Here is a 23,573-nt window from a genome sequence, read left to right as displayed (position 1 = left end):
GGCCGGGACCGCACCCGCTCGGCGCGGCCCCGGCCGCAAGGTCGGCCCCGCCGCAGGGTCGCCCCGGCCATGAGGTTCCGCCTTGGGCGGACACCCGTCCGCCCAAGGCGTAGAACCCTCCTCCGCGCTCCCGCCCCGGCCTACCGTCGGGGCATGGACGTGATCGAGCTTCTCCCCCGGTTGCATCTGCTGCGCTTCCCGGTCGGCCAGGCGTATCTCTGGCGGGACGGCGAGGCGTTGACGCTGATCGACGCGGGGACGATCGGGGCGGGGCCGGTGATCGCCGAGGCGGTCAGGGCCTTGGGCCGCGCCCCCGAGGACGTACGGCGCATCGTGCTGACCCACTTCCACGAGGACCATGCGGGCGGGGCGGGCGAGTTCGCCGCACTGAGCGGGGCCGAGGTGCTGGCCCATCGCCTGGACGCGCCGTTCGTACGAGGTGAGGCGCCGGGCCCCGCGCCGCGGCTCGCGGAGTGGGAGCTGCCGATCCGGGCGGAGGTCGCCCGGCAGCTGCCCGAGGGCACCCCGCTGCCGCCGCCGTCCGTCACGGAGGTGACGGACGGCGAGGTGCTGGGCTTCGGCGGCGGGGCACAGGTGGTGCACGTCCCCGGGCACACGGACGGCAGCATCGCGCTCCATCTGCCCGCCGAGGGCGTGCTGTTCACCGGGGACACCGTGGCCGCGCTGCCGGCCGAGGGCGTGCTGCGGGCCGGGGAGCCGGTGCCGACGGACCCCGTCGAACACACGCTGATCCCGGGCGTGTTCAACCTGGACCGGCCCCGACTCCTCGATTCCGTACGGCGGTTGGCGGATCTCGGTGCCGAGGTGGCGTGCTTCGGCCACGGCGACCCGGTGCTGCGGGGCGCCGCCGCCGAACTGCGCCGGGCCGCCGCGATGTGAGGTCAGCCGAGCGGCACCCCGGCCTCCAGATACAGGGCCTTCCCGCGCTCACGAGCCCGCAGGGCCCAGCGCAGCCGCTCGTAGCGGACCGGGGGCAGCATCCCGGCGGCCTCCTGCTCGGTGGCGAACCGCCAGCCGCGCAACTCCGGTCCCGGGAGCATCACTTGGGCCGCCTCGTCGGAGGGGAGCCGGCCGCCGTCGAAGAGCAGCCGGAGCCCGCCGTAGCCGGGCGGCACGGGCCGTTCCCAGTCGACCACCAGCAGCCGGGGCACCTCCCGCAGCCGTATCCCGGTCTCCTCGGCGACCTCGCGCATCCCCGCGCGGGCCGGGGCCTCGCCGCGTTCCACCACACCGCCGGGGAACTCCCAGCCGGGCTTGTAGGTGGGGTCCACGAGCAGCACCCGGTCCTGCTCGTCGAAGAGGAGCACGCCGGCGGCGAGGGTCTCGGCGGTGGGCTCGGGGGTCTGCACGATGTCGCAGGGGGTGAAGTCACCCCTGCCGACCGATTCCGCGATCCGTACGGCGGTCTCGTACGGGGTCAGCGCGCTGGTGTCGATCAGATGGGCGTCGGCGGTGAGCCAGGAGGCGAGGGCCGCGTGGTACGGCTCGATGTGGTCGTACGACCACTGCCGCACCCGTATCTCCCCGTCGGGCAGGTCGGGCGGCACCTCACGTCCGGCTATGCGCGCACGCAGGATCGTTTCGGCCGGGGCGAGGACCAGATGCTGTACGGGTATCCGGCGGGCGGCGAGTCCGCCGAAGATCTCGTCGCGGTGCTCCTGGCGCAGCAGGGTCATCGGCACGACGAGGGTGCCGCCCAGTTCGGCGAGCATCGCGGCGGCCGTGTCGACCACAAGCCGGCGCCAGATCGGCAGATCCTGGAAGTCGCCGACCTCGGCGAGGCGCTTGGGCGGCAGCAGGTGCGCGAGCGACCCGCCGATGACCTCGGGGTCGAAGAGCGTGCTGTGCGGGATCAGTTCGATCAGCTCCCGTGCGGTCGTGGTCTTTCCCGCACCGAACGCGCCGTTGATCCAGACGACGGTCACGGACTTCCCCCTCTTCTGTTGGCCCCCTGAGGCTTGCCCGCTCCACCCTGCCACGGAAACCCCGCCGCGGTGAGGGTGCGGTAAAGCGCGGTGCCGGTGCCCTCGCGGCGGGGCACCGGCACGCATACGCCGCTGTCCTAGTCCTGGCCGGCGGCCAGGCCGGGGGCGTGTCCGGTGGTGTGTCCGGTGTGCCCAGTGGCCGGGGAGTCGGCGGGGGCCAGGCTGTCGTGGCTGACCAGATCACCGGCCGAGTGCAGGGTGCCGGAGACATCGAGACCGTCCAGCGGCCCCTTGTCCGCGGCGTGGGACGGGGTGACGGCGGCCACGACGAAACCGGTGGCCAGGGAGGCGAGGGCGAGCATGCTGCGCTTCTTCATGTGCGGATCAACTCCCCGAGGGGGCCCGGGGTCACGCGGATACCGCCGGAACGCCGAAATCCCCTGGCCGGGACGCCTACGGGGCCGATAGCGTCCGGGGCGACCGACACCGGAGGACCGACATCATGACCCGCACCCGCCCCACCACCACGCTCTGGCGCCCCACCGGTCCCGTGGAGCTGGATCTGGTGCGCGCCTCGGACTGGCGGGCCTGGCCGCCCAGACTCCCGGAGCAGCCGATCTTCTATCCGGTGCTCAACGAGGACTACGCGATCCGGATCGCCCGGGACTGGAACGTACGGCACGACGGAGCCGGGTTCGTGACCCGCTTCGAGGTCGACACCGCGTTCCTCGGCCGCTATCCGGTGCGGCAGGCCGGCGGCCGGACCATCCTGGAACTGTGGGTGCCCGCCGAGGAATTGGACGAGTTCAACGCGCATATCGTGGGTCCGATCGAGGTCGTGCACACCTTTCGGTGAGCGGCGGCACCCGCACGGCGAGGAGTACGCGTGTCCCCTGGCTTCCCCTCCGGCACGGTCGGTGCCCGGCTCGACGACGTGATCGAGGACGTCGTACGGTCGGCCGACCGGCTCGCCGCGGCCGCGGCCGGGCTGTCCGAGGCCGGGGTACGAGCGCCTTCGGGGCTGCCGGAGTGGACCCGGGGGCAGGTGCTCGCTCATGTCGCCTACAGCGCCGACGCGTACACCTGGCTGCTCAAGCTCGCGCGCACCGGCCGGGAACCCGGTCCGCGCGCGGATCCGGCGCGGGTGGCACGGGACGCCGTACTGCCCGCGGAGCCGCTGGCCGAACGGCTGCGGGCGAGCCTCGGCGGGTTCACGGACGGGGCGCGCGCGTTGCCCGCGCCCGCCTGGGAGCGGCTGGTCCCGGCGCTGGCCGGCTGGCGCCATCCCGCCTGGTACCTGCTGCTGCGCGGCCTGCGGGAGCTGGAGACCCACCACCTCGACCTCGGCGTCGGGTACGGCACCGAGCGCTGGCCGCACCGGTATGTGCGCTGGGCCCTGGACGACACCCTCACCACCCTCGGCGCCCGGCGCTTCCCGCTCACCCCGCTGACCGGCGAGGACAGCGCGACCCTGCTCCGTGCGCTGAGCGGCCGTCCGGGACTGGACGCCGGGCACGCCCTGGTCGAGCTGACCGGCGGACTGCCGCTGGCGCTGCGCGTGGTCGCCGCCCGGCTCGTGGCCCGGCGCGCCCTGACCCCGGACGTGCTGGCCGGGCAACTGGCCGCCACCGGAGGCAGATTGCGGCAGCTGGAGTACGACGACCTCAGCGTCCGGCGCTCCCTCGCCGTCGCCCATGACGCCCTCGCCGCCGCCGACCGCGAGGCCGACCGGGACGCGGCCCTCGTGCTGCGCCGCGTCGGCGCGCTCGACCTGCCGACCTACGGTGCCCCGCTCCTCGCCCGCCTCACCGGCATCGACGCGCGCCGCGCCGAGGCCGCCCTGGACCGCCTGGTCGACGTGGCCCTCCTGGAGGAGACCGCCTACGGCCGCTACACCCCGCACGACCTGGTCCGCGAGTTCGCCCGCGAACTGGCCGAGGCGGAGGCGCAGTTCGGTACGACGGCCGACCCCTGCCCTGTCGACCGGGCCGCCACCTGTCCCCGGAACGACGTGCACCCCGACCTGGTCGCCCTGCGCTGGTACGCCGCCGTGGCCGAGCGTGCGCTCGTCGCCATCGTGGAACCCGGCCTCGACCTGGACGACCGGCTGCGGCCGACCCCCGCGCAGCCGCCGGAGCACGCCGCCGACGTGGCCGGGCTGCGGTCCTTCGAGTCGGCAGGGCAGGCGTTCGCCTGGGGCGAGACGGAGCTGGAGAACGTGGTCGCGCTGGTGGCCCGCAACGCCGACGCGGAGGATCCGCGCAGGCTGGCCCATCTCTCGGTGCTGACCCGCCTGTTGTTCCCGTATGTGCAGCGCAGTGGCCGGGTCGCGGAGATGGAGGTGCTCGGGCGGGCCGCGCTCGGGGCGGCAGGGCGGCTCGACGACGAGGAGGCGCGGGCGTACGCCCTCGGCGATCTCGCGGGCCTGCATTTCCTGACCGGCCGGCACAAGGACGCGCTCGCCCTGACCGACCGCTGCCTGGAGAGCTGGCGGCGGCTCGGGGTGGCCGGCCGCATCCGGCGCTGTCTGAACAACCGGGGCCTGCTGCTGGAGGGGCTCGGCCGGTTCGCGGAGTCCGAGGAGGCACTGCGGCAGAGCCTGTCCTACGCGCGGCTGCTGAACGACCCCGTCGGCGAGGCCGTCACCCACAGCCATCTCGGCAACCTCTACGAACACACCGATCCACGCGCCGCCATCGAGCAGCACCGGCGCTCGCTGGCGATCGGGGAGACGGTCGGCGCCGTCATCGTGCGCCACTCCGCGCACTGCAACATCGGCTACGCCCATCTCACCCTCGGCGAACCGGCCGCCGCCGCCCGGCACTTCGAGCAGAGCCTCAGCATCCTCGGCGGGCACGGCGACTGGCACGGCGAGTCCCAGACCCGGCTCGGCCTGGTCCGCGCGCTGCGGGAGCTGGGGGAGGGGGAGCGGGCGTACATCGAGTGCGGCGAGCTGCTGCGCCGCGCCGACGCCCGCGCCGACCGCTACACGGGCGGCCTGGCCCGCCACCAGCACGGCCTCCTGCTGCACGCCCAGGGCCGCCACCCGGAGGCCCGCACCGCCTGGCACACCGCCCTCGCCGCCCTGACCGGCACGGACGAACAATCCGTCCTGACCGAACTGCGACAACTACTGTCCGAGTGAACCGACGTACGCCGCCCGGCCGTTCGCCCTGTCCCCACCCGGCTCCGGCCTCGGCTCACTCGACGGCGTGCGCTCGCCCGGAGCCGACCCGTGCGGCTCGGGTCTCACCCCGTGCGACAGCGGTCGGCCGTCAGGCGCGTTTCTGCCCGCCGGCAACCGGCCGCCCGGCGTCGCCACACACCGACCCGGCGTCCCCCCCCGGTGGTGGTCAGCGACCGCCAGCTGCCCGCCTGCCCGCTCGGCAGCGGCCGGTCGCCCGGAGCCGATCCGCGCGGCTCCGGCGCCGGTTGCGCGGCGGCTGGTCGCCCGGCACCGGCTCGCGCGGATTCGGCACCGGCCGAAGGGAGTTCGGCATCGCCCCGCCCGACGACGGCTGGCCGCCCGCTACCCGCTGCCCGCCGCCCGCTCCCTCGGGCCCGGGACGTCCCGTGCGGGTCCGGCGTCGCCCCGTGTGGCAGTGGTCGGCCGTCAGGCGCATGGTCGCTCGGCGGTGGCTGGTCGGCCGGCATCGGTGCGTATGGGTTCCATGTCACCCCGCGCGGCAGCGCAGCGCACCCGCGCCCCCCTACTTCGCGTCCGCATAACACTCCACCACCGCCGTCGTGAACGGAAACCGCACCGGTGTCTCGCCGAAGGTCAGCCGGCCGGCGAGGGCGGATGCTTCGTGGATGGCGGCCACCACGGTGTCGGCCTCTTCGGCGGGGCAGTGCACGATCACCTCGTCGTGCTGGAAGAAGACCAGTTCGGCCCGCAGCCCGGCGCAGGAGCGGCGCAGCGCGGCGAGCAGCAGCAGGGCCCAGTCGGCGGCGCTGCCCTGGACGACGAAGTTGCGCGTGAAGCGGCCCCGCGCACGGGAGTTGGTGGAGGCGTAGCCCGGGACCCAGGCGGTCTGGCCGTCGCCCGGTGTCTCCCCCTCGTCCTCCCCGGGCCCGATGGGGATGCCCGCCTCCTCCGCCGCGTCCTCGCCGGCGCCCGCGGCCGGTGGGCAGGTGCGGCCCAGCCAGGTCCGCACCAGCCGGCCCTCCTCACCCGCCCGCGCCGCGTCGTCGACATAGGCGACGGCCTTGGGGAAGCGGCGGCGCAGCGCGGCGAGGTTCTTCAGTCCGTCGCCGGAGGTCTGGCCGTAGACCGCGCCGAGCACGGCCAGCTTGGCCTGGTCGCGGTCGCCGGAGAAGGCCCGGTCGGACACCGCCTGGTAGAGGTCGCTCTCCCGGCCCGCGACCTCCATCAGACCGGGGTCACGGGAGATCGCGGCCAGCACCCGCGGCTCCATCTGGTCGGCGTCGGCCACCACCAGCCGCCAGCCGGGGTCGGCGACCACGGCCCGCCGGATCACCTTGGGGATCTGAAGGGCGCCCCCGCCATGGGTCACCCAGCGTCCGGTGACCGTGCCACCGGCCTGGAACTCGGGGCGGAAGCGGCCCTCGCGCACCCAGTCCTGGAGCCAGGACCAGCCATGGGCCACCCAGATGCGGTAGAGCTTCTTGTATTCGAGCAGCGGTGCGACGGCCGGATGGTCGAGGGACTGGAGCTCCCAGCGGCGGGTGGACCGCACCTTGATCCCGGCCTGCGCGAACGCCCTGATCACATCGGCCGGCAGATCGGGCCGGACCCGGCGCCCGAACGCGGCGGAGACCTCGTCCGCCAGCTCCGCGAGACGGCGCGGCTCGCCCCCGCCCGCATACCGCTCCCCGAGCAGATCGCGCAGCAGCCCGCGGTGCACCTCGGCGCTCCAGGGCAGCCCGGCCCTGTTCATCTCGGCGGCCACCAGGGTGCCCGCGGACTCGGCGGCGGTCAGCAGTCGCATCCGGCCCGGGTCGCCCGCCTTCTCGTGCCGTCGCAGCTGGTCGGCGTAGACCGCGAGGAGGTCGGCCAGCGGCAGCGCGGCGCCGCTGGACTCGAACAGCGGGGACTGGGCGCCCGGATCGGCCGCCCGCTGCGGCGGATCGGCCGGCACGGGGCCGCCCCGGAGGCGGGCCAGGGCGGCGGCGGCCGAGCGTGGCTCGCCGTACCGCCCCTCGTGGCCCAGCAGCAGGGTCTCGGCGACCTCGATGTCGTAGCACCGCTCCACTCGCACCCCCGTGGCGAGCAGGCGCGGATAGACATCGGCGGTCGACCGCCACACCCAGCGCGTCACCTCCGGGCGGCTCCGCACCGCCCCGGCGGGATCGCTCTCCCGCCGCACCGGTCCGGCGGGCAGCCCGTCCGGGCCGAGGGGGGCGACGTCCACGCCACCGTCCTCGGCCGGAGCGAGTGCCCACCGGTCGGCCATGACTGCGAGTGTGGCAGGCGGCACTGACAATCGCCGTGACCTGCGCTTTCAGTCCTCGGTGGGAGTCTCTGAGCGCTTCTCCAGAAGCAGTGCGAGGACCCTGTCCACGTACTCCTCGGCCGCGGCCTTGGTGACGCCGAGCCCGCTGAGGACGCCCGCGCCGTTCTCGTGCTCCAGCAGGGCCAGCAGGATGTGCTCGGTGCCGATGTAGTTGTGCCCGAGCCGCAGCGCCTCGCGGAAGGTGAGTTCCAGGACCTTCTTGGCCTCGGGACCGTACGGGACGAGGTCGGGTACCTCCTCGGCGGCCGGCGGCAGCGCGGCCGTCGCGGCTTCGCGCACGGCGTCCAGCGGGACGTCCTGCGCGGTGATCGCCTTCGCCGCGATGCCCTCCGGCTCGGCCAGCAGCCCGAGGACGAGGTGTTCGGGACGGCCCTCGGGGTTGCGGGCGGCCACCGCCTCGCTGTGCGCGGCCATGACCACGTTCCGCGCGCGCGGGGTGTAGCGGTTGAAGCCCTGGCTGGGGTCGAGGTCGGCGGACTCCTTCGGCACGAAGCGCTTCTGCGCCGCCTGCCGGGTCACGCCCATGCTCTTGCCGATCTCGGTCCAGGACGCGCCCGAGCGGCGCGCCTGGTCCACGAAGTGCCCGATCAGATGGTCCGCCACATCGCCGAGGTGATCGGCCGCGATCACCGCGTCCTGTAGCTGGTCGAGGGGTTCGGGATGAACCTTCTTGATGGCCTCGATGAGGTCGTCGAGGCGCACGGATGCCGTGATGTTCGGGTTGGTCGCCATGTGTCAACCGTAGGTTGCGCCCGAGGTGGTGTCAACCAGCGGTTGACAGCGAATGAAGGCTTGACGGCGCAGACTTATCCACAGGCTGTGGACGGTGCGCGGCGCGTTGTCGCCGGGGCGTGGCACGATCGGCGCTGTGACCAGTTCTGCCAGCACGGTCGAGCGGGCCTTCCGGGCCGCGCTCTACGACGACACCGACACCGGCCTCGACACCGGTGCCTCCCTGCTCGCCGCCGACCCCGCCGCGGACCCCGAACTCGCGCGGCGCGGCGAGGAGTTCATGGCGACCGCGTGGCGGCGCGGCTGGGCGCCCGCCGATGTCGTACGACTCGTGCGGCGCGACCTCGACCAGCCGCATGTCCGGCTGGCCGCGGCCCTGATCCGGGCGCAGTCCGGCGCGGACCGGCCGCGCGGGCGCCGCTGGGCCGCCCAGCTCGACGAGCTGCCCGAGGGCCCGGCCCCCGGCGCCGACCGCTTCTCCCATGCCACCACCGCCCTGGAGCTGTACCGCCTGCTGCTGCGCCTGCCCTCCCTCGAACCCCTGGAGGAGGAGACCCGCCGCACCCACGACCCCGCCGCCTCCCGGCTCCTCGGCCGCATCCGCGCGCTGCTCGCCAAGGCCGAGGCGACCGGCTACCCGGAGGAGGCCGAGGCCCTGACCGCCAAGGCGCAGGAGCTGATGGCCCGGCACAGCGTCGACGAGGCGCTGCTGGCCGCCGCCGCGCCCGCGCCGGACGCGCCCGGGGCCTGCCGGATAGGCGTCGAGCCGCCGTACGAACAGGCCAAGGCCGTTCTGCTGGACGCCGTGGCCACCGCCAATCACTGCCGCGCGGTGTGGAACGAACCGCTCTGCTTCTCCACCGTCGTCGGCTTCGAGGGCGATCTGGAGGCGGTCGAACTGCTCTACACCTCGCTGCTGGTGCAGGCCACGCACGCCATGACCAAGGCCGAGGCGGGCCAGCGGGCGGCCGGACGCAAGCGCACCAAGACCTTCCGGCAGTCCTTCCTCGCCGCCTACGCCCACCGGGTCGGCGCCCGGCTCGCGACCGCCGCCGAGAGCCAGGTCACCCAGGATCTGCTGCCGGTGCTTGCCACCCGCGAGCTGGCGGTCACCGGCCGCATGGAGCGGATGTTCCCGCAGACCACCACCACCCGGCTGCGCGGGGTGAGCGACGAGGCGGGCTGGACGGAGGGCGCGGCCGCCGCGGACCGTGCCCAGGTCAGGGCGCGGCCACGGCTGGAGTGAGACGCGGTCCCTGCGCCCCCGGCGCCTCAGTCGCCGGCCTGCTGGAAGGTGCTCACGGAGGCGTTCGGCTTGGTCGCGGCGCCCTGGCCGGCGATCGGGCCGTACTTCCAGGGGAAGCTCTGCACCGCGTCCCCACCGGGCAGGGTGATCTTCAGGTCGGTGGCCGCGAGGCTGGTGGCGTCGCCGTCCTTGCCGCGCACATAGCTGATGGTGAAGGTCGCGGCGTCGCCCTTGGCGAGCTTCAGGGTCTGCGCCTTCGCGCCCTTCTGGGCGGACAGCTTCGCGCTCGTGCCGGACTTGCCGAGAGTGACGCCGGGGAAGTCCTCCAGCGTGCAGGTCTTGCTCTGGTTGGTGATGCTGACCGGCACCTCGCCGGTGTCGCCCGCCGCCGGCGCCACGCTCGCCGCTCCGACCTGGAGGGACACCCCGCCGATCTGGCAGGCCGAGCTGTTCTTGCCCCCGCTGCCGCTGTTGCCCCCGCCACCGCAGGCGGTCAGCAGCAGGGCGGCGGCAACGGCGGTGACGGTGAGCGGAAAGGCGCGCATGAGCAGGTCCCATCGAGGTCGTGACGGTGCTCCTGCATCATCGCGCCTGGACGGCGGCCCCGTTCGCGCGCCCCTCGCAAATCACCGCTTCAGGTGTTTCCCGTGTTTTCCGTACGAGCGGGGAGTGCCGTACGAGAGGGGAGTGCCGTACGAGAGGGGAGTGTCACTGCGCGGCGGCGGTCGGCAGGCCGGACGGCAGTTTGCCGCCCTCCGCCTTGGTGTACGTCTCCTGGCCCACCTTGCCCGACCAGGTGATCTTCATGGAGCTGCCGTCGACCGAGTCGACCATCCCGGTGGTGCGGTCCTTGTTGCCCTTGGCGCAGGTCAGATGGATCATCTGCATGCCGGACTCGGTGCCCGCGGTGCCGCTGCACACCGTGCCGCCGGTGGCGAAGATCCCGGCCTGCTTGCCGTTGATCACCAGGGCCACGATGGTGCCGCCGCTGGTGGCCAGCCAGCTGCCCTGGAGCTTGCCGGAGGCGCCGCTGACCCCGGAGCCGTCGGCGGACGAGGACGGCGCGGGGGCGGCGCTCGCCGTGCCCGACGGGTCCGTGGAGGAATGGTCGCCGCCGCCACCGCCGCCGCACGCCGTCAGCGCCAGCGCGCCCACCAGTCCCGCGGCCAGGGCCGCGATCCGCACCCGTGTACCGGTCGAAGCAGTCGCCGAAGTCACGTCAGGCTCCCCAAGCTGTAGGCGTCCGCCGCCCTCGGCCGGACGGCCCGCAGCAAGCTATCAGCAGAGCCCGCCGGGAACTTCCGTGCGCCAGGACTTCCTTGCCGGGCGTGGAACAGTAAGGGCCCGGAACGCGTCTCTTCCTTGTGCACAAGGAATCCGATCCCGGTGATCCGGCCCGACCCGCGCCATGGATGATCATGGTCGGAGGGAAGCGGGGCGGGCATGCATCGCCCGCTCCAGGGCAGGCGCTGAGACGGCTTCGGCGAAAACGGCGGCATACGGTCGCACATCGTCAGGTAAAGCGCGCGTCAAGGCTGTAACTGTGAGCACACTCGCCGTGCACGTGCATCTGCTCGTGCAGTTGCACGTGAGGCGGGGGTTATGATCCAGGTCAGTTGACCACCGCATCTATGGCCTCACCAGCCAGTGCACACCGGGGAGCGACCTGTGGACCGCGACGTTGACGGCGTGTTCGGGGGGTACGACGTGTACAACGGCATGGCTGCCACGCAGCTGGACGGAGTGGCCTGGCAGAAGAGCAGGCACAGCAACTCGCAGGGCTCGTGCGTGGAGTTCGCGCGTCTGCCGGGTGGTGAGGTCGCCGTCCGCAACTCCCGCTTCCCGGACGGTCCCGCGCTGGTTTACACACGGGCCGAGATAGAAGCGATGCTGCTGGGCGTCAAGGACGGCGAGTTCGACCACCTGATCACAAGCTGAACTCGCCCGCACCCGGGTATGCCGGTGTGCGGGCGAGGAAAAGGGAAGACGGCGACGCGCGTAGACGGTCAGGCCGGGTGTTCCACGTGGAACATCGCCCAGACGACCTTCCCTTCCAGCGGACCGGCCAGCGGATGCCAGCCCCAGCTGTCCGCGAAGGACTCGACCAGGAAGAGCCCCCGTCCGGACTCCGCCGAGAAGTCGTCGGAGTCCCGCGGCACCGGCGACTCATGACTGGGGTCCCGTACCGCGCAGACCAGCCGCTCGGCCCACCGCATCAAGTGCAGCCGTACCGAGGAGACATGCTCCTCCGTACACCCGTGCTCGCCCGGCAGCGCATGCCGCAGCGCATTGGTGACGAGTTCGGAGACGACCAGGCAGACATCGTCGAAGCGCTCGTTCACGCCCCACTGTTCAAGGGTGTCCCGGGTGAACCGCCGAGCCTCGCGCACCGCTTCGTACCGCGCCGGCAGAGCACAGGACGCGGCGCTGGACACGGCCGCGGGGTCCAACGGCGGAAGGCCCTGCCGTAACGGCTTGAGCATGGTCGATCCATTCGTCCCCATGCGAGGCACTCCCGGGAATTCGCGGTCGTTGCGATGCAGCGGTGGCGCGGGACCATGGTTTCGGATGGGAAGAGCAGATGCAAGGGCAGATGCACGTGCACGCGACCGAAATGGACAGTCCCGTACCGCTTCTTGGCCATTTTTTCTGCCATCTCCATGACGGTTTCCGCCAGTGGTACCGACCTTCTCCTCGCCCTGCCTGTCGGAAACGGCCCCGTGCTCTCCGTTTCCGTAACCGTACGAGTACTGCGCGAAGCGTTTTAGTGGCAGACTTCGGCCCCTGAAGACGGTTGGGGAGGCTGGCGAACGTGAGCGCGGGAGAGCCCGGATCGGTGGTGCGGCGGATGCTGCTCGGCTCGCAACTCAGGCGACTGCGTGAAGCTCGGGGGATCACGCGTGAGGCGGCGGGGTATTCCATCCGAGCGTCCGAGTCGAAGATCAGCCGGATGGAGCTGGGCCGGGTGAGCTTCAAGACGAGGGACGTCGAGGACCTGCTGACGCTGTACGGCATCACGGACGAGGCGGAGCGCCAGTCGCTGCTGTCCCTCGCCCGCGAGGCCAACGTGGCGGGCTGGTGGCACAGTTACAGCGACGTCCTGCCCAACTGGTTCCCCACCTATGTGGGCCTGGAGGGCGCCGCCACCCTGCTCCGCGCCTACGAGGTGCAGTTCGTGCACGGTCTGCTCCAGACCGAGGAGTACGCCCGCGCGGTCGTCCGGCGCGGCATGAAGGGCGCGAGCGTCGACGACGTCGAACGGCGGGTCGCGCTGCGCCTGGAGCGCCAGAAGTACCTGTTCTCCGACAACGCCCCCGAGTTCCACATCGTCCTGGACGAGGCCGCCCTGCGCCGTCCCTACGGCGACCGCGAGGTGATGCGCGGCCAGCTCCAGCACCTCATCGACATCTCCGAGCGGCCCAATGTGCGGCTCCAGGTCATGCCGTTCAGCTTCGGCGGGCACTCCGGCGAGAGCGGCGCCTTCACCATCCTCAGCTTCCCCGAGTCCGACCTCTCCGACGTCGTCTACCTGGAGCAGCTGACCAGTGCCCTGTACCTCGACAAGCGCGAGGACGTGGCCCAGTACGAGCAGGCGCTGAAGGAGTTGCAGCAGGACAGCCCGGGCCCGGACGAGAGCCGTGATCTTCTGAGAGGACTACTCCAACTCTCCTGACCCGCAAGTAGGATGACGCGTGATCAGACTCAGACCGTGGCCGGGTTCCGGCTCCGCTAGTGATTGAGGGATCACATGTCGTCCTATTTCAGCGACCTGGCCCAGCAGTACATCGACGGCGAATGGCGACCGGGCAGCGGTTCCTGGGACGTCATCGACTTCAACCCGTACGACGACGAGAAGCTGGCCTCGATCACCGTGGCCACCGTCGACGAGGTCGACCAGGCATACCGGGCCGCCGAGCGCGCCCAGAAGGCATGGGCGGACACCAACCCGTACGCCCGGCGCTCGGTGTTCGAGCGGGTGCTCAGGCTGGTCGAGGACCGCGAGCAGGAGATAGCCGACCTGATCATCGCGGAGCTCGGCGGCACCCGGGTGAAGGCCGGCTTCGAGCTGCACCTCGCCAAGGAGTTCCTGCGCGAGTCCGTCCACCTGGCGCTGCGCCCCGAGGGCAGGATCCTGCCCTCCCCGGGTGAGGGCAAGGAGAACCGCGTCTACCGGGTCCCGGTGGGCGTCGTGGGCGTGATCAGCCCCTTCAACTTCCCCTTCCTGCTGTCGCTGAAGTCCGTCGCCCCGGCCCTCGCGCTCGGCAACGGCGTGGTGCTCAAGCCGCACCAGAACACCCCGATCGCGGGCGGCACCCTGATCGCCCGGCTCTTCGAGGAGGCGGGCCTGCCCGCCGGGCTGCTGAACGTGGTCGTCACCGACATCGCCGAGATCGGCGACGCCTTCATCGAGCACCCCGTCCCGAAGGTCATCTCCTTCACCGGCTCCGACCAGGTGGGCCGGCATGTGGCCACGGTCTGCGCCGCGAACTTCAAGCGCTCGGTGCTCGAACTGGGCGGCAACAGCGCGCTGGTGGTGCTGGATGACGCGGACCTCGACTACGCGGTGGACGCGGCGGTCTTCAGCCGGTTCGTGCACCAGGGGCAGGTCTGCATGGCCGCCAACCGGGTCCTGGTGGACCGCTCGGTCGCGGACGAGTTCACCGAGAAGTTCGTCGCCAAGGTGCGCACCCTCAAGGTGGGCGACCCGAGCGACCCGGAGACCGTCATCGGCCCGGTGATCAACTCCGCGCAGGCGAACGCCGTTTCCGGTGTGGTCGAGCAGGCGCTCGCGGAGGGCGCGACGGCGCTGGTGCACGGCGGTACGACCAACAACCTGGTCGAGCCCTCGGTGCTCACCGGCGTCCCCGCCGACTCCCCGCTGCTCCAGCAGGAGGTGTTCGGACCGGTCGTCTTCCTGGTGCCGTTCGACGGCGAGGAGGAGGCCGTGCGGATCGTCAACGACACGCCCTACGGCCTCAGCGGCGCCGTGCACACCGGGAACATCGAGCGGGGCGTCTCCTTCGCCAAGCGGGTCGACACCGGCATGTTCCATGTGAACGACGGCACCGTGCACGACGAGCCGATAGTGCCCTTCGGCGGCGAGAAGCACTCCGGTGTCGGCCGGCTCAACGGCGAGACGACCCTGGAGGCGTTCACCACGGTCAAGTGGATCTCCGTCCAGCACGGGCGCAGCGGCTTCCCGTTCTGATCGCCGCTGGTCGTCCCGATCGCCCCGCGGGCCCTTTAGGACAGGATCTGGCCTAGAGGGCCCGTAGCTTTTTCGACGTCGGGGCGAACGCCACGGCGAACCGAGGAAAGGCGACCGGTCATGGTCACGCATGTGTCCGCAGAGGTGCGGGGCGACGAGCGGGGAGCGCTGCTGGCGTTCATCGAGGAGCAGCGCGGCGGGATCCGCCGGTCGGTGCTCGGGCTGACCGAAGAGCAGGCCCGCAGCCGGCCGAGCGCGAGCGAGCTGTCGCTGGGCGGGCTGCTCAAGCACGCCGCCGAGGTCGAGCAGATGTGGCTTGCCCGGGCCAGGCAGGAGGCGCCGCCGGTACGGCGGGATCAGTCCAACTGGCACGAGAGCTTCGAGCTGGTCGGCGAGGAGACGGTGGCCTCGCAGCTCGCCCACTGGGAGCGGGTCGCCGCCGACACGGAGAAGTTCATCCGCTCCGCGCCGAGCCTGGACGACACCTTCCCGCTTCCGCCGGACCCCTGGTTCCCGCCGGAGGGCCGGGTCTCCCTGCGCTGGCTCTGCCTCCATCTGATCCGGGAGACCGCCCGCCACGCCGGCCACGCCGACATCGTCCGCGAGTCCCTCGACGGGAAGACCGCGTTCGAGCTGGTGGCCCTGGAGCGGGCGCGGGGCTGACCGGAGCCGGCCACCGCGCCGTCCTGTCCGTCGGCGTCCTAGTGGTGGAAGCTCGTCGCCGCCGCCTTGTCCCGGTTCAGCGGATGCGGCTGGCGGCGCAGTTCCGGCAGGAGGCGGGTCAGGTCGTCCAGGAAGAGGTCGGCCAGGTCGTGCGAGAAGCCGTTGCGGCAGACGATGCGCAGGACGGAGAGATCCTCACGGTTGGCCGGGAAGGTGTACGCCGGGACCAGCCAGCCGCTCTCGCGCATCCGGCGGGAGACGTCGAAGACGTCGTACGCCGTGACATGGTCGGCCGTGGTCAGCGCGAACACCGGGAGTTCGTCGCCCCGGGTCAGCAGCCGGAAGTCGCCGAGACCCTCGATGCGGTCGGCGAGGGAGCGGGCCACGTCACGGGTGGACTGCTGGACCGCGCGGTAGCCCTCGCGGCCCAGGCGCAGGAAGTTGTAGTACTGCGCGACGACCTGGGCGCCGGGGCGGGAGAAGTTCAGGGCGAAGGTCGGCATGTCGCCGCCCAGGTAGTTCACCCGGAAGACCAGCTCCTCGGGCAGCGCCTCCGAGTCCCGCCACAGGGCCCAGCCGACACCGGGGTACACCAGTCCGTACTTGTGCCCCGAGGTGTTGATGGAGGCCACCCGCGGCAGCCGGAAGTCCCACACCAGGTCTTCGTCCAGGAAGGGCGCCACCATCGCGCCGGAGGCTCCGTCCACATGCACCGGGATGTCCAGGCCGGTGCGCTCCTGAAGGGCGTCCAGGGCCGCGCACAGCTCGGCGATCGGCTCGTAGGAACCGTCGAAGGTCGAGCCGAGGATGCCGACGACACCGATGGTGTTCTCGTCGCACAGCTCGGCCGCCGCCCGCGGGTCCAGGTGGTAGCGGTCGCCGTCCATGGGGATCAGCCGCGCCTCCACCTCCCAGAAGTTGCAGAACTTCTCCCAGCACACCTGGACGTTGATCCCCATCACCAGGTTGGGCCGGGCGCCCGGGTACCGGTCGGCGTTGCGCTGCGTCCAGCGCCGCTTCAGGGCCATCCCGGCCAGCATGCACGCCTCGCTGGACCCCGTGGTCGAACAGCCCACCGCGGCCGCCGGATCCGGCGCGTTCCACAGATCCGCGAGCATCGCCACGCAGCGCCGCTCCAGTTCGGCGGTGCGCGGATACTCGTCCTTGTCGATCATGTTCTTGTCCCGGCACTCCGACATCAGCACGCCGGCCTGCGGCTCCATCCAGGTGCTGACGAACGTGGCCAGATTCAGCCGGGAATTGCCGTCCAGCATCAGCTCGTCGTGCACCAGCTGATACGCGGTCGTGGGCGGCATCGGGGCGTCCGGAAGCCGGTGCGTGGGCGGGGCCTCGGTCATACCGCCGACCGGGTTCGCCTCCCCGAAGAACGGGTTGACGGACAACACCCGCTCCTGATGCTTCTGCGGACCTTTGTGCAGGGCCATGGCTGCCTCCTCGCCGCCACCTTATGCAAGGCCGCACCACCCCGACATCCGGAATGACCCGGACGCCTACCCTGACCCCCGTGCCCCGGCATCAGGGTCGCCGCGGACTTGCACCTCACGTCACGTGAGGCCGCAGGCTGACCGTCGTACCGACCGACGAACGGAAGGGAGTGGACAGTTGGGCTACTCCGTGGGACAGGTCGCGGGGTTCGCCGGTGTCACGGTGCGCACCCTGCACCACTACGACGAGATCGGCCTCCTGGCGCCCGGCGGGCGCACCCATGCGGGTCACCGCCGCTACACCGACGCCGACCTCGACCGGCTCCAGCGGATCCTGTTCTACCGGGAGCTCGGCTTTCCGCTCGACGAGGTCGCGGTGCTGCTCGACGACCCGGACGCGGACCCGCGCGCGCAGCTGCGCCGGCAGCACGCCCTGCTGACCGCCCGGATCGAGAAGCTGCGCCGGATGGCCGAAGCCGTGGAACACGCCATGGAGGCACGCAGGATGGGCATCGATCTGACACCCGAGGAGCGCTTCGAGGTGTTCGGGGACGAGGATCCCGAGCAGTACGCCGAGGAGGCGGAGGCCCGCTGGGGCGGCACGGCGCAGTGGGCCGAGTCCCAGCGGGCCGCCGCCGCTTACGGCAAGGAGGACTGGAAGCGGCTCCGGGCCGAGGCCGACGACTGGAGCGAGCGCTACACCCGCCTGGTGGCCGCCGGCGAGCCCGCGACGGGGGAGGCCGCCAGGGCCATGGCCGAGGAGCACCGGCAGCACATCGGCCGGTGGTTCTACGAGTGCCCGTACACGATGCACCGCTGTCTCGCCGAGATGTATGTCGCCGACGAGCGCTTCAAGGCGTACTACGACGCGATGCACCCCGGTTTCGCCGAACACCTGCACGCCGCGATCCTGGCGAACGCCGACCGGGGGGCCTCCTGAGCGGCCGCCGCGCCCCCGAACCGGTCCTGGCCCCGGGTCACTCCCGGGCCAGGACCACCGCCGTGCCGTACGCGCAGACCTCGGTGCCCACGTCGGCCGCCTCCGCCACGTCGAACCGGAACGCGAGCACCCCGTTGGCGCCCCGCGCGCGTGCCTGCTCCACCAGGCGCTCCATGGCCTGGTTGCGGGTCTGCACCAGCGTCTTGGTGAGCCCCTTCAGCTCGCCGCCGATCATCGACTTCAGCCCGGCGCCGATCTGGCTGCCCAGGTGCCGGGAGCGCACGGTGAGCCCGAAGACCTCGCCGATCACCTGCTCCACCCGGTGGCCCGGCACGTCGTTCGTCGTCACGACCAGTACGTCCGGCTGGGGTCCCTGACCGCCGCCGAAGTCGTCGAGTCCCATGGACCACCGCTTTCTTCCCGTCGTCCCGGGCGTCATCGGGGGAACCCGGGGCGGTCACGTCACGTTGATAGCTTTGTGCGGCCCTACTCGGTCACCGTAGCCGCCCCTTCTCCCCCCTTCAGGAGCCCGGACCCGTGATGACACTCGCCCTAGGCCCGAGCTGGCTCGATCCCAACTATCTGCTCGACACGTACAGCATCTGGGGTCTGCTGCTCATAGTCTTCGCCGAGTCCGGCCTGCTCATCGGCTTCTTCCTGCCCGGTGACTCGCTGCTGTTCACCTGCGGTCTGCTGATCACCTCGCATCAGCTGGACTTCCCGCTGTGGGGCGCGATCGCCCTGATCTGCGTCGCCGCGATCCTCGGCGACCAGGCGGGCTACATGTTCGGCAAGAAGGTCGGCCCGTCCCTGTTCAACCGGCCCGACTCGCGCCTGTTCAAACAGGAGAACGTCGTCAAGGCGCACGAGTTCTTCGAGAAGTACGGCCCCAAGTCGCTGATCCTGGCCCGCTTCGTGCCCGTGGTGCGCACCTTCACGCCGATCATCGCGGGCGTGAGCGGCATGCGCTACCGCTCCTTCCTGATCTTCAACGTCATCGGCGGCACCCTGTGGGGCGCGGGTGTCACGCTGCTCGGCTCCTGGCTCGGCAACATCGCCGTCGTCAAGAACAACATCGAGGCGATCCTGATCCTGATCGTCCTCGTCTCGGTGGTGCCGATCGCGATCGAGTACCTCAGGGCGCGCGCCAAGAGCAAGAAGGCCCCCGCGGAGCAGCCCCGCCCCGCCGCCGAGGCGCCGCGGTTCCCGCAGCCGCCGGTCATGGACGACGCCACCACCCGGCTGCGCCGCATCGAGCCGGACGAGCGCCACGGGCAGCAGCAGCCGTACGGCGGGCAGCAGTACGGCGAGCAGCCGTACGGCGAGCAGCAGTATGGCGGTCAGGGGCACGACCAGGGTTACGGCCACCAGGAGGGTTACGGCGGCCAGGGCTACGGCAACCAGCCCCAGCATCAGCCGCAGTATCAGCAGCCGCAGTACCAGCAGCCCCAGCAGCAGGACTGGAACCAGCCCCAGCAGCCGTACTACGACCCGCGGCAGTACCCGCAGCAGCAGGGCCAGAGCCAGAATCAGGGCCAGTACCCGTACGACTACCGGGAGCAGTGAGCCCCTCAGAAACCCCTGGTCCGCTTCGCCGCCCGGCGCTTACCGGGGGAGCCGACCCGCAGGAACAGCCGGAAGATCTCCGAGCCCAGATTGACCCCGATCGCGATCGCCATGGCCAGCGACGCCGCGTTGGCCAGTGACACCAGCCCCTTGTCCACGTTGTTCTGCGCCATGTTCAGCAGCCCGAAGTACGTGGCGGAACCGGGCAGCAGCGGCCCGATCGCGGCCGTGGTGTACGGCAGCGCGGAGGCGAAGCGGTAGCGGGACAGCAGCTGCCCGAACAGCCCGACCAGGCCCGCGGCGACGGCCGTGGAGGCCACCGGCGACAGGTCGGCGACATAGTGCATCGCGCCGTACACACTCCAGGCGACGCCTCCGTTGAGGGTCACCCAGAGCACGGTGGACCGTTCCTGCTGGAGCAGCACCGCGAAGGTCAGCGACAGCAGCATGGAGGCCGCGATCTGGATCAGGGGCCGCTCGGAGATGTGCAGCGCCGCCTCCGGGTTGAGCTTGCCGCCCAGCTTCACACCGAAGTACAGGACGAGCAGCACCCCGGCGACGATGCCCACGAAGAAGTACAGGACCTCCAGGAGGCGGGCCGAGGCGGTGATGTAGAAGCCCGTCAGACCGTCCTGGACGCCCGCCACCAGCGCCCGTCCGGGCAGCAGCGCGAACAGTCCACCGGTGATCACCGCGGACGCCTTCACATCCACATGGGCCAGCGCGAACGCCACCCCGATCGCCGCCGGCGGCATCGCGGCCACGGTGAACTGGTAGAACTCCGGCAGCCCGCGCCCCGCGCACAGCCAGGCGAGCCGGTCGCCGAGCATCGCGCCGACCGCCGCCGCGAAGAACACGATCACATCGCCGCCGACGAGTATCGAGGCGGCGCCCGCCAGCAGCCCGCTGGCCAGGGTCAGCGCCCAGCCGGGGTAGGGGTGCCGGTTGCGCCGTATCTCCGCGAGGCGCCGGTAGGCCTCCTCCAGGGAGACATGGGTCTCGGGATCGGTCAGGTCGTCCACCAGCCGGAAGACGGCCGCCAGCCGGGTGTAGTCGGTGCCCCGGCGCCGTACCGTCCGCGAGGCCGTCACCGGGTCGTCGACCAGGGACGGCTGGTGCGAGATCGACAGCAGGGTGAAGGTGACGTTGGGCTCGCAGCGGTCCAGGCCGTAGGACCGGCACACCGCGAACATCGCGGCCTCCACGTCCTCCGCGCCCTCGCCGCCCGCCAGCAGCAGCTCACCGATACGCAGGGTCAGGTCCAGCACGCGCGGGACGGCCGGGCCGCTCTCCTCCTCGTGCTGCACCGGTTCGGGCGCCGGGCGGTCCGCCACCGACATGCGCAGCATGGTGCGCATCCGGTCCTGCCAAGGAGCGTCCTTGACCAGGCTGACCAGGGGCACCCCGGTGGCCGGCGTGAACGCGGCCAGGCCGCCCTGGGGGTCGTACGTGCGCGGCGTGCTGAACGCCGACCCCTCCGGCTCACCGGCCGGCGGCTGCGGCGTGAGCAGCCCCTGCGGCACCTGGAACTCGGAGGTCGTCTCCGGCTCGCCCCCCGTCTTCGGGACGTCGAGTCCCTTGGGGATGGCGAACTCCGATGTGATCTCCGGGTCGTACCGCGCCTCGTCCGACCGGGGCTTGCGGTCGTCCGCCTCCGTCACCTCGCACCGTCCCTGAACGACACCTTCCGCTGGCCTCAGTATGCGCATGCACCGCGGGCGGGCATGCAAACGGGCCGCACACAAAAGCGTGCGGCCCGTCTCGTGAACCAGGGGTCAGTGACCGCCCTGCTCCTTGAAGCGCTTGTAGGACCGCTCGATCTCCTGCTCGGCCTCCGTACGGCCCACCCAGTTGGCGCCCTCGACGGACTTGCCGGGCTCCAGATCCTTGTAGACCTCGAAGAAGTGCTGGATCTCCAGGCGGTCGAACTCCGACACGTGGTGGATGTCGCGCAGGTGCTCCACCCGGGGGTCGGTGGCCGGCACGCACAGCAGCTTGTCGTCGCCGCCCGCCTCGTCCGTCATCCGGAACATGCCGATCGCGCGGCACTTGATCAGGCAGCCCGGGAAGGTCGGCTCGTCAAGGATGACCAGCGCGTCCAGCGGGTCGCCGTCCTCGCCGAGGGTGTTCTCGACGAATCCGTAGTCGGTCGGGTAAGCGGTCGAGGTGAAGAGGCGACGGTCCAGACGGATCCGACCGGTCTCGTGGTCCACCTCGTACTTGTTGCGCGAACCCTTCGGGATCTCGATCGTGACGTCGAACTCCACCGGTGGCTCCTTCATGATCAGCACATAGTTCTGGTGATTAAGTGTCCCTCACGCAGGTGTGTGATCGCGAAAGGGGCTGGTGGTCGTGCCAGAGCTCGGGCCTTGGCGGGCCGCGGGACCGCGGGTGAGGCGGATCGCGAGCGCCGTACGACCGCGTCTCGCGCACGCCGTAAGAACGGCGAAGCCGCAGGTCACACGCTTGATTTCCACGGTACGACCGCTGCTCGCCGACCTCCCCCGTCCGCGTTCCCTCAGCACCTTGCAGTACACCGCGGGCGCCGCCACCGCCGGCCTGGTGCTCGCCGCCGGCGTGGTGACCCTGTCCGGGCCGTGGGACGCCACCGGTCAGCGTACGGCCGAGCGGGACCGGGCGACCGCCCTGGAGCACGCACGTGGCGCAGATCACGGGCCGGGCCCCGCGGCGGGCGGCCCGCGGCCCGCGCCGAGCGCCCCGGCCGTCCTGGCGGGCCTGGGCGCCGCGACCAGCCCCGTGGACACCCGGCAGGCCCCGGCGGCGGGCGGCACGGCCCTGGCGGACGTCCTGGGGCCGCTCCTGGGCTCCGCCGCGCTCGGGGACGGCCATACGGCGGTGGTGGTCGACGTGGCCACCGGCAAGCGGCTCTACAGCGTCGGACCCGGCAAGGGGCTCACGCCCGCCTCCACCACCAAGCTCGCCACCGCCACGGCCGCGCTGAACGTGCTCGGCCCGGACCACCGCTTCACCACCCGGACCGCGCTCCTGGGCGGCACCCGCGAACTCGTCCTGGTCGGCGGCGGCGACCCCACGCTCACCGCGCACGCCAAGGCCGACGGATGGGCGAGCCTGCGCACCCTGGCGACACGGACGGCGGCCACGCTGCGGGAACGCGGCATCCACAAGATCGCACTGTCGTACGACACGACGCTCTACGCCGGTCCCGCCCTGCACCCCATCGGGGTCAACGACAACCTGGCCCCGGTCAGCGCGCTGATCGCCGACGAGGGCCGTACCGACAACTCCACCAGCGGGCCCGTGCGCCGGGTCGCCGACCCGGCGCAGGACGCGGCGCGGAAGTTCGCGGGCTTCCTCAAGGCCGCCGGCGTCGATACGACCGGCCCCGCCCCGGCCAAGGGCACCGCGGGCGCCGAGACCGTCGCGAGCGTTTCCTCGCCGCCGCTGTCCGCCCTGGTCGAACGCATGCTGACCAACAGCGACAACGACATCGCCGAGGCCCTCGCCCGGCAGACCGCCCTCGCGAGCGGGCAGCCCGGCAGCTTCGACGGGGGCGCGAAGGCGATCGCCGGGCAGCTGCGGAAGCTGGGCCTGCCGCTCACCGGCACGGCTTTCCACGACGGCAGCGGCCTCGACCGCGACGACCGGCTCACGGCCGACCTGCTGACCGCGATCCTGGTCAAGGCCGGCACCCCCGACCACCCCGGTCTGCGCCCCCTGCTCACCGGCCTGCCCATCGCCCACTTCACCGGCACGCTCAGCGCCCGCTACGCCGATGGCGCGGCCGGTCTCGTGCACGCCAAGACGGGCACCCTGACCGGCGTCAACACCCTGGCCGGCACCGTCGTCGACCGGGACGGCCGACTGCTCGCCTTCGCCTTCCTGGCCACCGGCACCACCGACCCGATGGCCGCCCAGTCGGCCCTGGACAAGACGGCGACGGCGCTGTCGGCGTGTGGCTGCGGCTGACCCGGCGGGGCACCCGCCGGGGGCACCGCGGCGGGCCCGCGCCGACCCGGTGTCCCACCNNACCTCGCGGTGGCGACCGCGACTCGGCTCGTACGGCCCGGCCCCGACGTCTCGCGTGACGAGGCCCGGTCCGTCGTCGCGGAGCTGCGGCGGCACGCGAAGGCCTCGGAGGAGCACGTGAGGGGCTTCACCCGGCTGGAGACCGAGCAGAGCCATGACACCCCCGTGCTCGTCGTCGACCGCCCCGGCTGGGTCCGGGCCAATNNCGGGCAGCGCCGTCCTCGGCGCCGTCGGCGGCAAGGTCACCGGCGTGGAACTGGGCATGCTGCTCTCGTTCCTCTCCTCCCGCGTCCTCGGCCAGTACGAGACCTTCGCCCCCGCCGGCCGCGATCTGCCCGCCG

The 23,573-nt window shown here is 72.0% G+C and carries 22 protein-coding genes and 1 pseudogene; 12 read left to right on the top strand and 11 right to left on the bottom strand.

Annotation, left to right across the window (positions count from 1 at the left end; all coding sequences use genetic code 11):
- The first annotated feature begins 153 nt into the window (after window positions 1-153).
- Window positions 154-900: an MBL fold metallo-hydrolase gene (locus CCN72_RS22470; RefSeq protein ID WP_086809069.1), complete on the top strand. Its 747-nt coding sequence runs from the start codon at window positions 154-156 to the stop codon at window positions 898-900.
- A gap of 2 nt (window positions 901-902) precedes the next feature.
- Here CCN72_RS22470 and CCN72_RS22465 read toward each other — a convergent pair whose 3' ends face one another.
- Window positions 903-1,946 carry an NUDIX hydrolase gene (locus tag CCN72_RS22465; RefSeq protein ID WP_085562947.1) on the bottom strand — a complete coding sequence of 348 codons (1,044 nt, stop codon included), beginning with the start codon at window positions 1,944-1,946 and terminating at the stop codon, window positions 903-905.
- A gap of 137 nt (window positions 1,947-2,083) precedes the next feature.
- The gene (locus CCN72_RS22460) at window positions 2,084-2,323 is read right to left on the bottom strand and encodes a hypothetical protein (RefSeq protein WP_086809068.1); all 240 of its coding nucleotides are present in this window, start codon (window positions 2,321-2,323) and stop codon (window positions 2,084-2,086) included.
- Window positions 2,324-2,448: 125 nt separating this feature from the next.
- Between CCN72_RS22460 and CCN72_RS22455 the strand changes: the two genes are divergently transcribed.
- Both CCN72_RS22455 and CCN72_RS22450 read left to right on the top strand, forming a co-directional pair.
- The gene (locus tag CCN72_RS22455) at window positions 2,449-2,802 is read left to right on the top strand and encodes a hypothetical protein (RefSeq protein WP_086809067.1); all 354 of its coding nucleotides are present in this window, start codon (window positions 2,449-2,451) and stop codon (window positions 2,800-2,802) included.
- 30 nt (window positions 2,803-2,832) lie between these two features.
- A complete protein-coding gene (locus tag CCN72_RS22450; RefSeq protein WP_208638066.1) occupies window positions 2,833-5,091 on the top strand; it encodes a maleylpyruvate isomerase family mycothiol-dependent enzyme in 2,259 nt (752 codons plus the stop codon).
- 565 nt (window positions 5,092-5,656) lie between these two features.
- Here the strand turns inward: CCN72_RS22450 and CCN72_RS22445 are convergent.
- Window positions 5,657-7,363 (bottom strand): bifunctional 3'-5' exonuclease/DNA polymerase, encoded by a 1,707-nt coding sequence (locus CCN72_RS22445; protein WP_086809066.1) that lies wholly within the window; start codon window positions 7,361-7,363, stop codon window positions 5,657-5,659.
- 48 nt (window positions 7,364-7,411) lie between these two features.
- Window positions 7,412-8,155: a Clp protease N-terminal domain-containing protein gene (locus CCN72_RS22440; RefSeq protein WP_086809065.1), complete on the bottom strand. Its 744-nt coding sequence runs from the start codon at window positions 8,153-8,155 to the stop codon at window positions 7,412-7,414.
- Between the two features lie 136 nt (window positions 8,156-8,291).
- On the opposite strand from CCN72_RS22440, the gene CCN72_RS22435 reads away from it, so the two are divergent.
- Window positions 8,292-9,401 carry a DUF2786 domain-containing protein gene (locus tag CCN72_RS22435; RefSeq protein ID WP_208638065.1) on the top strand — a complete coding sequence of 370 codons (1,110 nt, stop codon included), beginning with the start codon at window positions 8,292-8,294 and terminating at the stop codon, window positions 9,399-9,401.
- Between the two features lie 26 nt (window positions 9,402-9,427).
- On the opposite strand, the gene CCN72_RS22430 is transcribed toward CCN72_RS22435, so the two are convergent.
- Window positions 9,428-9,946 carry a DUF4232 domain-containing protein gene (locus CCN72_RS22430; protein ID WP_086809064.1) on the bottom strand — a complete coding sequence of 173 codons (519 nt, stop codon included), beginning with the start codon at window positions 9,944-9,946 and terminating at the stop codon, window positions 9,428-9,430.
- Window positions 9,947-10,109: 163 nt separating this feature from the next.
- Complete coding sequence (locus CCN72_RS22425) at window positions 10,110-10,619, bottom strand: hypothetical protein (RefSeq protein ID WP_244174380.1); 510 nt, start codon at window positions 10,617-10,619, stop codon at window positions 10,110-10,112.
- A gap of 450 nt (window positions 10,620-11,069) precedes the next feature.
- On the opposite strand from CCN72_RS22425, the gene CCN72_RS22420 reads away from it, so the two are divergent.
- A complete protein-coding gene (locus CCN72_RS22420) occupies window positions 11,070-11,339 on the top strand; it encodes a DUF397 domain-containing protein (protein ID WP_085565889.1) in 270 nt (89 codons plus the stop codon).
- 68 nt (window positions 11,340-11,407) lie between these two features.
- Here the strand turns inward: CCN72_RS22420 and CCN72_RS22415 are convergent, their stop codons facing one another.
- Entirely contained in the window at window positions 11,408-11,884 is a 477-nt protein-coding gene (locus tag CCN72_RS22415; RefSeq protein ID WP_085565890.1) for an ATP-binding protein, read from the bottom strand.
- A 365-nt stretch (window positions 11,885-12,249) separates the two neighbouring features.
- On the opposite strand from CCN72_RS22415, the gene CCN72_RS22405 reads away from it, so the two are divergent.
- The 3 genes from CCN72_RS22405 to CCN72_RS22395 all read left to right on the top strand — a co-directional run bounded on the left by CCN72_RS22405 (window position 12,250) and on the right by CCN72_RS22395 (window position 15,273).
- Window positions 12,250-13,074 carry a helix-turn-helix domain-containing protein gene (locus tag CCN72_RS22405; protein ID WP_086809079.1) on the top strand — a complete coding sequence of 275 codons (825 nt, stop codon included), beginning with the start codon at window positions 12,250-12,252 and terminating at the stop codon, window positions 13,072-13,074.
- Between the two features lie 75 nt (window positions 13,075-13,149).
- Window positions 13,150-14,610 carry an aldehyde dehydrogenase family protein gene (locus tag CCN72_RS22400; RefSeq protein ID WP_037660378.1) on the top strand — a complete coding sequence of 487 codons (1,461 nt, stop codon included), beginning with the start codon at window positions 13,150-13,152 and terminating at the stop codon, window positions 14,608-14,610.
- Between the two features lie 120 nt (window positions 14,611-14,730).
- A complete protein-coding gene (locus CCN72_RS22395) occupies window positions 14,731-15,273 on the top strand; it encodes a DinB family protein (RefSeq protein ID WP_086809063.1) in 543 nt (180 codons plus the stop codon).
- Between the two features lie 38 nt (window positions 15,274-15,311).
- Here CCN72_RS22395 and gad read toward each other — a convergent pair whose 3' ends face one another.
- Window positions 15,312-16,718, bottom strand: coding sequence for a glutamate decarboxylase (gene gad, locus CCN72_RS22390; RefSeq protein ID WP_085565894.1), 1,407 nt, complete (start codon window positions 16,716-16,718; stop codon window positions 15,312-15,314).
- 178 nt (window positions 16,719-16,896) lie between these two features.
- Here gad and CCN72_RS22385 point away from each other — a divergent pair, with 178 nt between their 5' ends.
- Entirely contained in the window at window positions 16,897-17,658 is a 762-nt protein-coding gene (locus CCN72_RS22385) for a MerR family transcriptional regulator (RefSeq protein WP_086809062.1), read from the top strand.
- A 37-nt stretch (window positions 17,659-17,695) separates the two neighbouring features.
- Here the strand turns inward: CCN72_RS22385 and CCN72_RS22380 are convergent, their stop codons facing one another.
- Entirely contained in the window at window positions 17,696-18,061 is a 366-nt protein-coding gene (locus CCN72_RS22380; RefSeq protein ID WP_086809061.1) for a YbjQ family protein, read from the bottom strand.
- 134 nt (window positions 18,062-18,195) lie between these two features.
- Between CCN72_RS22380 and CCN72_RS22375 the strand changes: the two genes are divergently transcribed.
- A complete protein-coding gene (locus tag CCN72_RS22375) occupies window positions 18,196-19,224 on the top strand; it encodes a DedA family protein (protein WP_086809060.1) in 1,029 nt (342 codons plus the stop codon).
- A gap of 5 nt (window positions 19,225-19,229) precedes the next feature.
- Here CCN72_RS22375 and CCN72_RS22370 read toward each other — a convergent pair whose 3' ends face one another.
- A complete protein-coding gene (locus CCN72_RS22370) occupies window positions 19,230-20,885 on the bottom strand; it encodes a threonine/serine exporter family protein (protein WP_086809059.1) in 1,656 nt (551 codons plus the stop codon).
- A 114-nt stretch (window positions 20,886-20,999) separates the two neighbouring features.
- Window positions 21,000-21,491 (bottom strand): inorganic diphosphatase, encoded by a 492-nt coding sequence (locus CCN72_RS22365; RefSeq protein ID WP_037660367.1) that lies wholly within the window; start codon window positions 21,489-21,491, stop codon window positions 21,000-21,002.
- A 124-nt stretch (window positions 21,492-21,615) separates the two neighbouring features.
- On the opposite strand from CCN72_RS22365, the gene dacB reads away from it, so the two are divergent.
- Window positions 21,616-23,172 (top strand): D-alanyl-D-alanine carboxypeptidase/D-alanyl-D-alanine endopeptidase, encoded by a 1,557-nt coding sequence (dacB, locus tag CCN72_RS22360; RefSeq protein WP_086809058.1) that lies wholly within the window; start codon window positions 21,616-21,618, stop codon window positions 23,170-23,172.
- Window positions 23,173-23,241: 69 nt separating this feature from the next.
- Window positions 23,242-23,573: pseudogene (locus CCN72_RS22355) on the top strand (zinc-dependent metalloprotease); the annotation flags it as partial.

Source organism: Streptomyces murinus, assembly GCF_002154555.1.
Taxonomy (GTDB): Bacteria; Actinomycetota; Actinomycetes; order Streptomycetales; family Streptomycetaceae; genus Streptomyces; species Streptomyces murinus.
Note: the sequence above shows the minus strand (reverse complement) of the source record. Positions and strands in the feature narration are given on the sequence as shown.

Bases quoted from the DNA above. Each gene is read 5' to 3' on its own strand.
- CCN72_RS22470 (WP_086809069.1), top strand. From the start codon at position 154: ATGGACGTGATCGAGCTTCTCCCCCGGTTGCATCTGCTGCGCTTCCCG.
- CCN72_RS22460 (WP_086809068.1), bottom strand. From the start codon at position 2,323: ATGAAGAAGCGCAGCATGCTCGCCCTCGCCTCCCTGGCCACCGGTTTC.
- CCN72_RS22455 (WP_086809067.1), top strand. From the start codon at position 2,449: ATGACCCGCACCCGCCCCACCACCACGCTCTGGCGCCCCACCGGTCCC.
- CCN72_RS22445 (WP_086809066.1), bottom strand. From the start codon at position 7,363: ATGGCCGACCGGTGGGCACTCGCTCCGGCCGAGGACGGTGGCGTGGAC.
- CCN72_RS22440 (WP_086809065.1), bottom strand. From the start codon at position 8,155: ATGGCGACCAACCCGAACATCACGGCATCCGTGCGCCTCGACGACCTC.
- CCN72_RS22430 (WP_086809064.1), bottom strand. From the start codon at position 9,946: ATGCGCGCCTTTCCGCTCACCGTCACCGCCGTTGCCGCCGCCCTGCTG.
- CCN72_RS22415 (WP_085565890.1), bottom strand. From the start codon at position 11,884: ATGCTCAAGCCGTTACGGCAGGGCCTTCCGCCGTTGGACCCCGCGGCC.
- CCN72_RS22405 (WP_086809079.1), top strand. From the start codon at position 12,250: ATGCTGCTCGGCTCGCAACTCAGGCGACTGCGTGAAGCTCGGGGGATC.
- CCN72_RS22400 (WP_037660378.1), top strand. From the start codon at position 13,150: ATGTCGTCCTATTTCAGCGACCTGGCCCAGCAGTACATCGACGGCGAA.
- CCN72_RS22395 (WP_086809063.1), top strand. From the start codon at position 14,731: ATGGTCACGCATGTGTCCGCAGAGGTGCGGGGCGACGAGCGGGGAGCG.
- gad (WP_085565894.1), bottom strand. From the start codon at position 16,718: ATGGCCCTGCACAAAGGTCCGCAGAAGCATCAGGAGCGGGTGTTGTCC.
- CCN72_RS22380 (WP_086809061.1), bottom strand. From the start codon at position 18,061: ATGGGACTCGACGACTTCGGCGGCGGTCAGGGACCCCAGCCGGACGTA.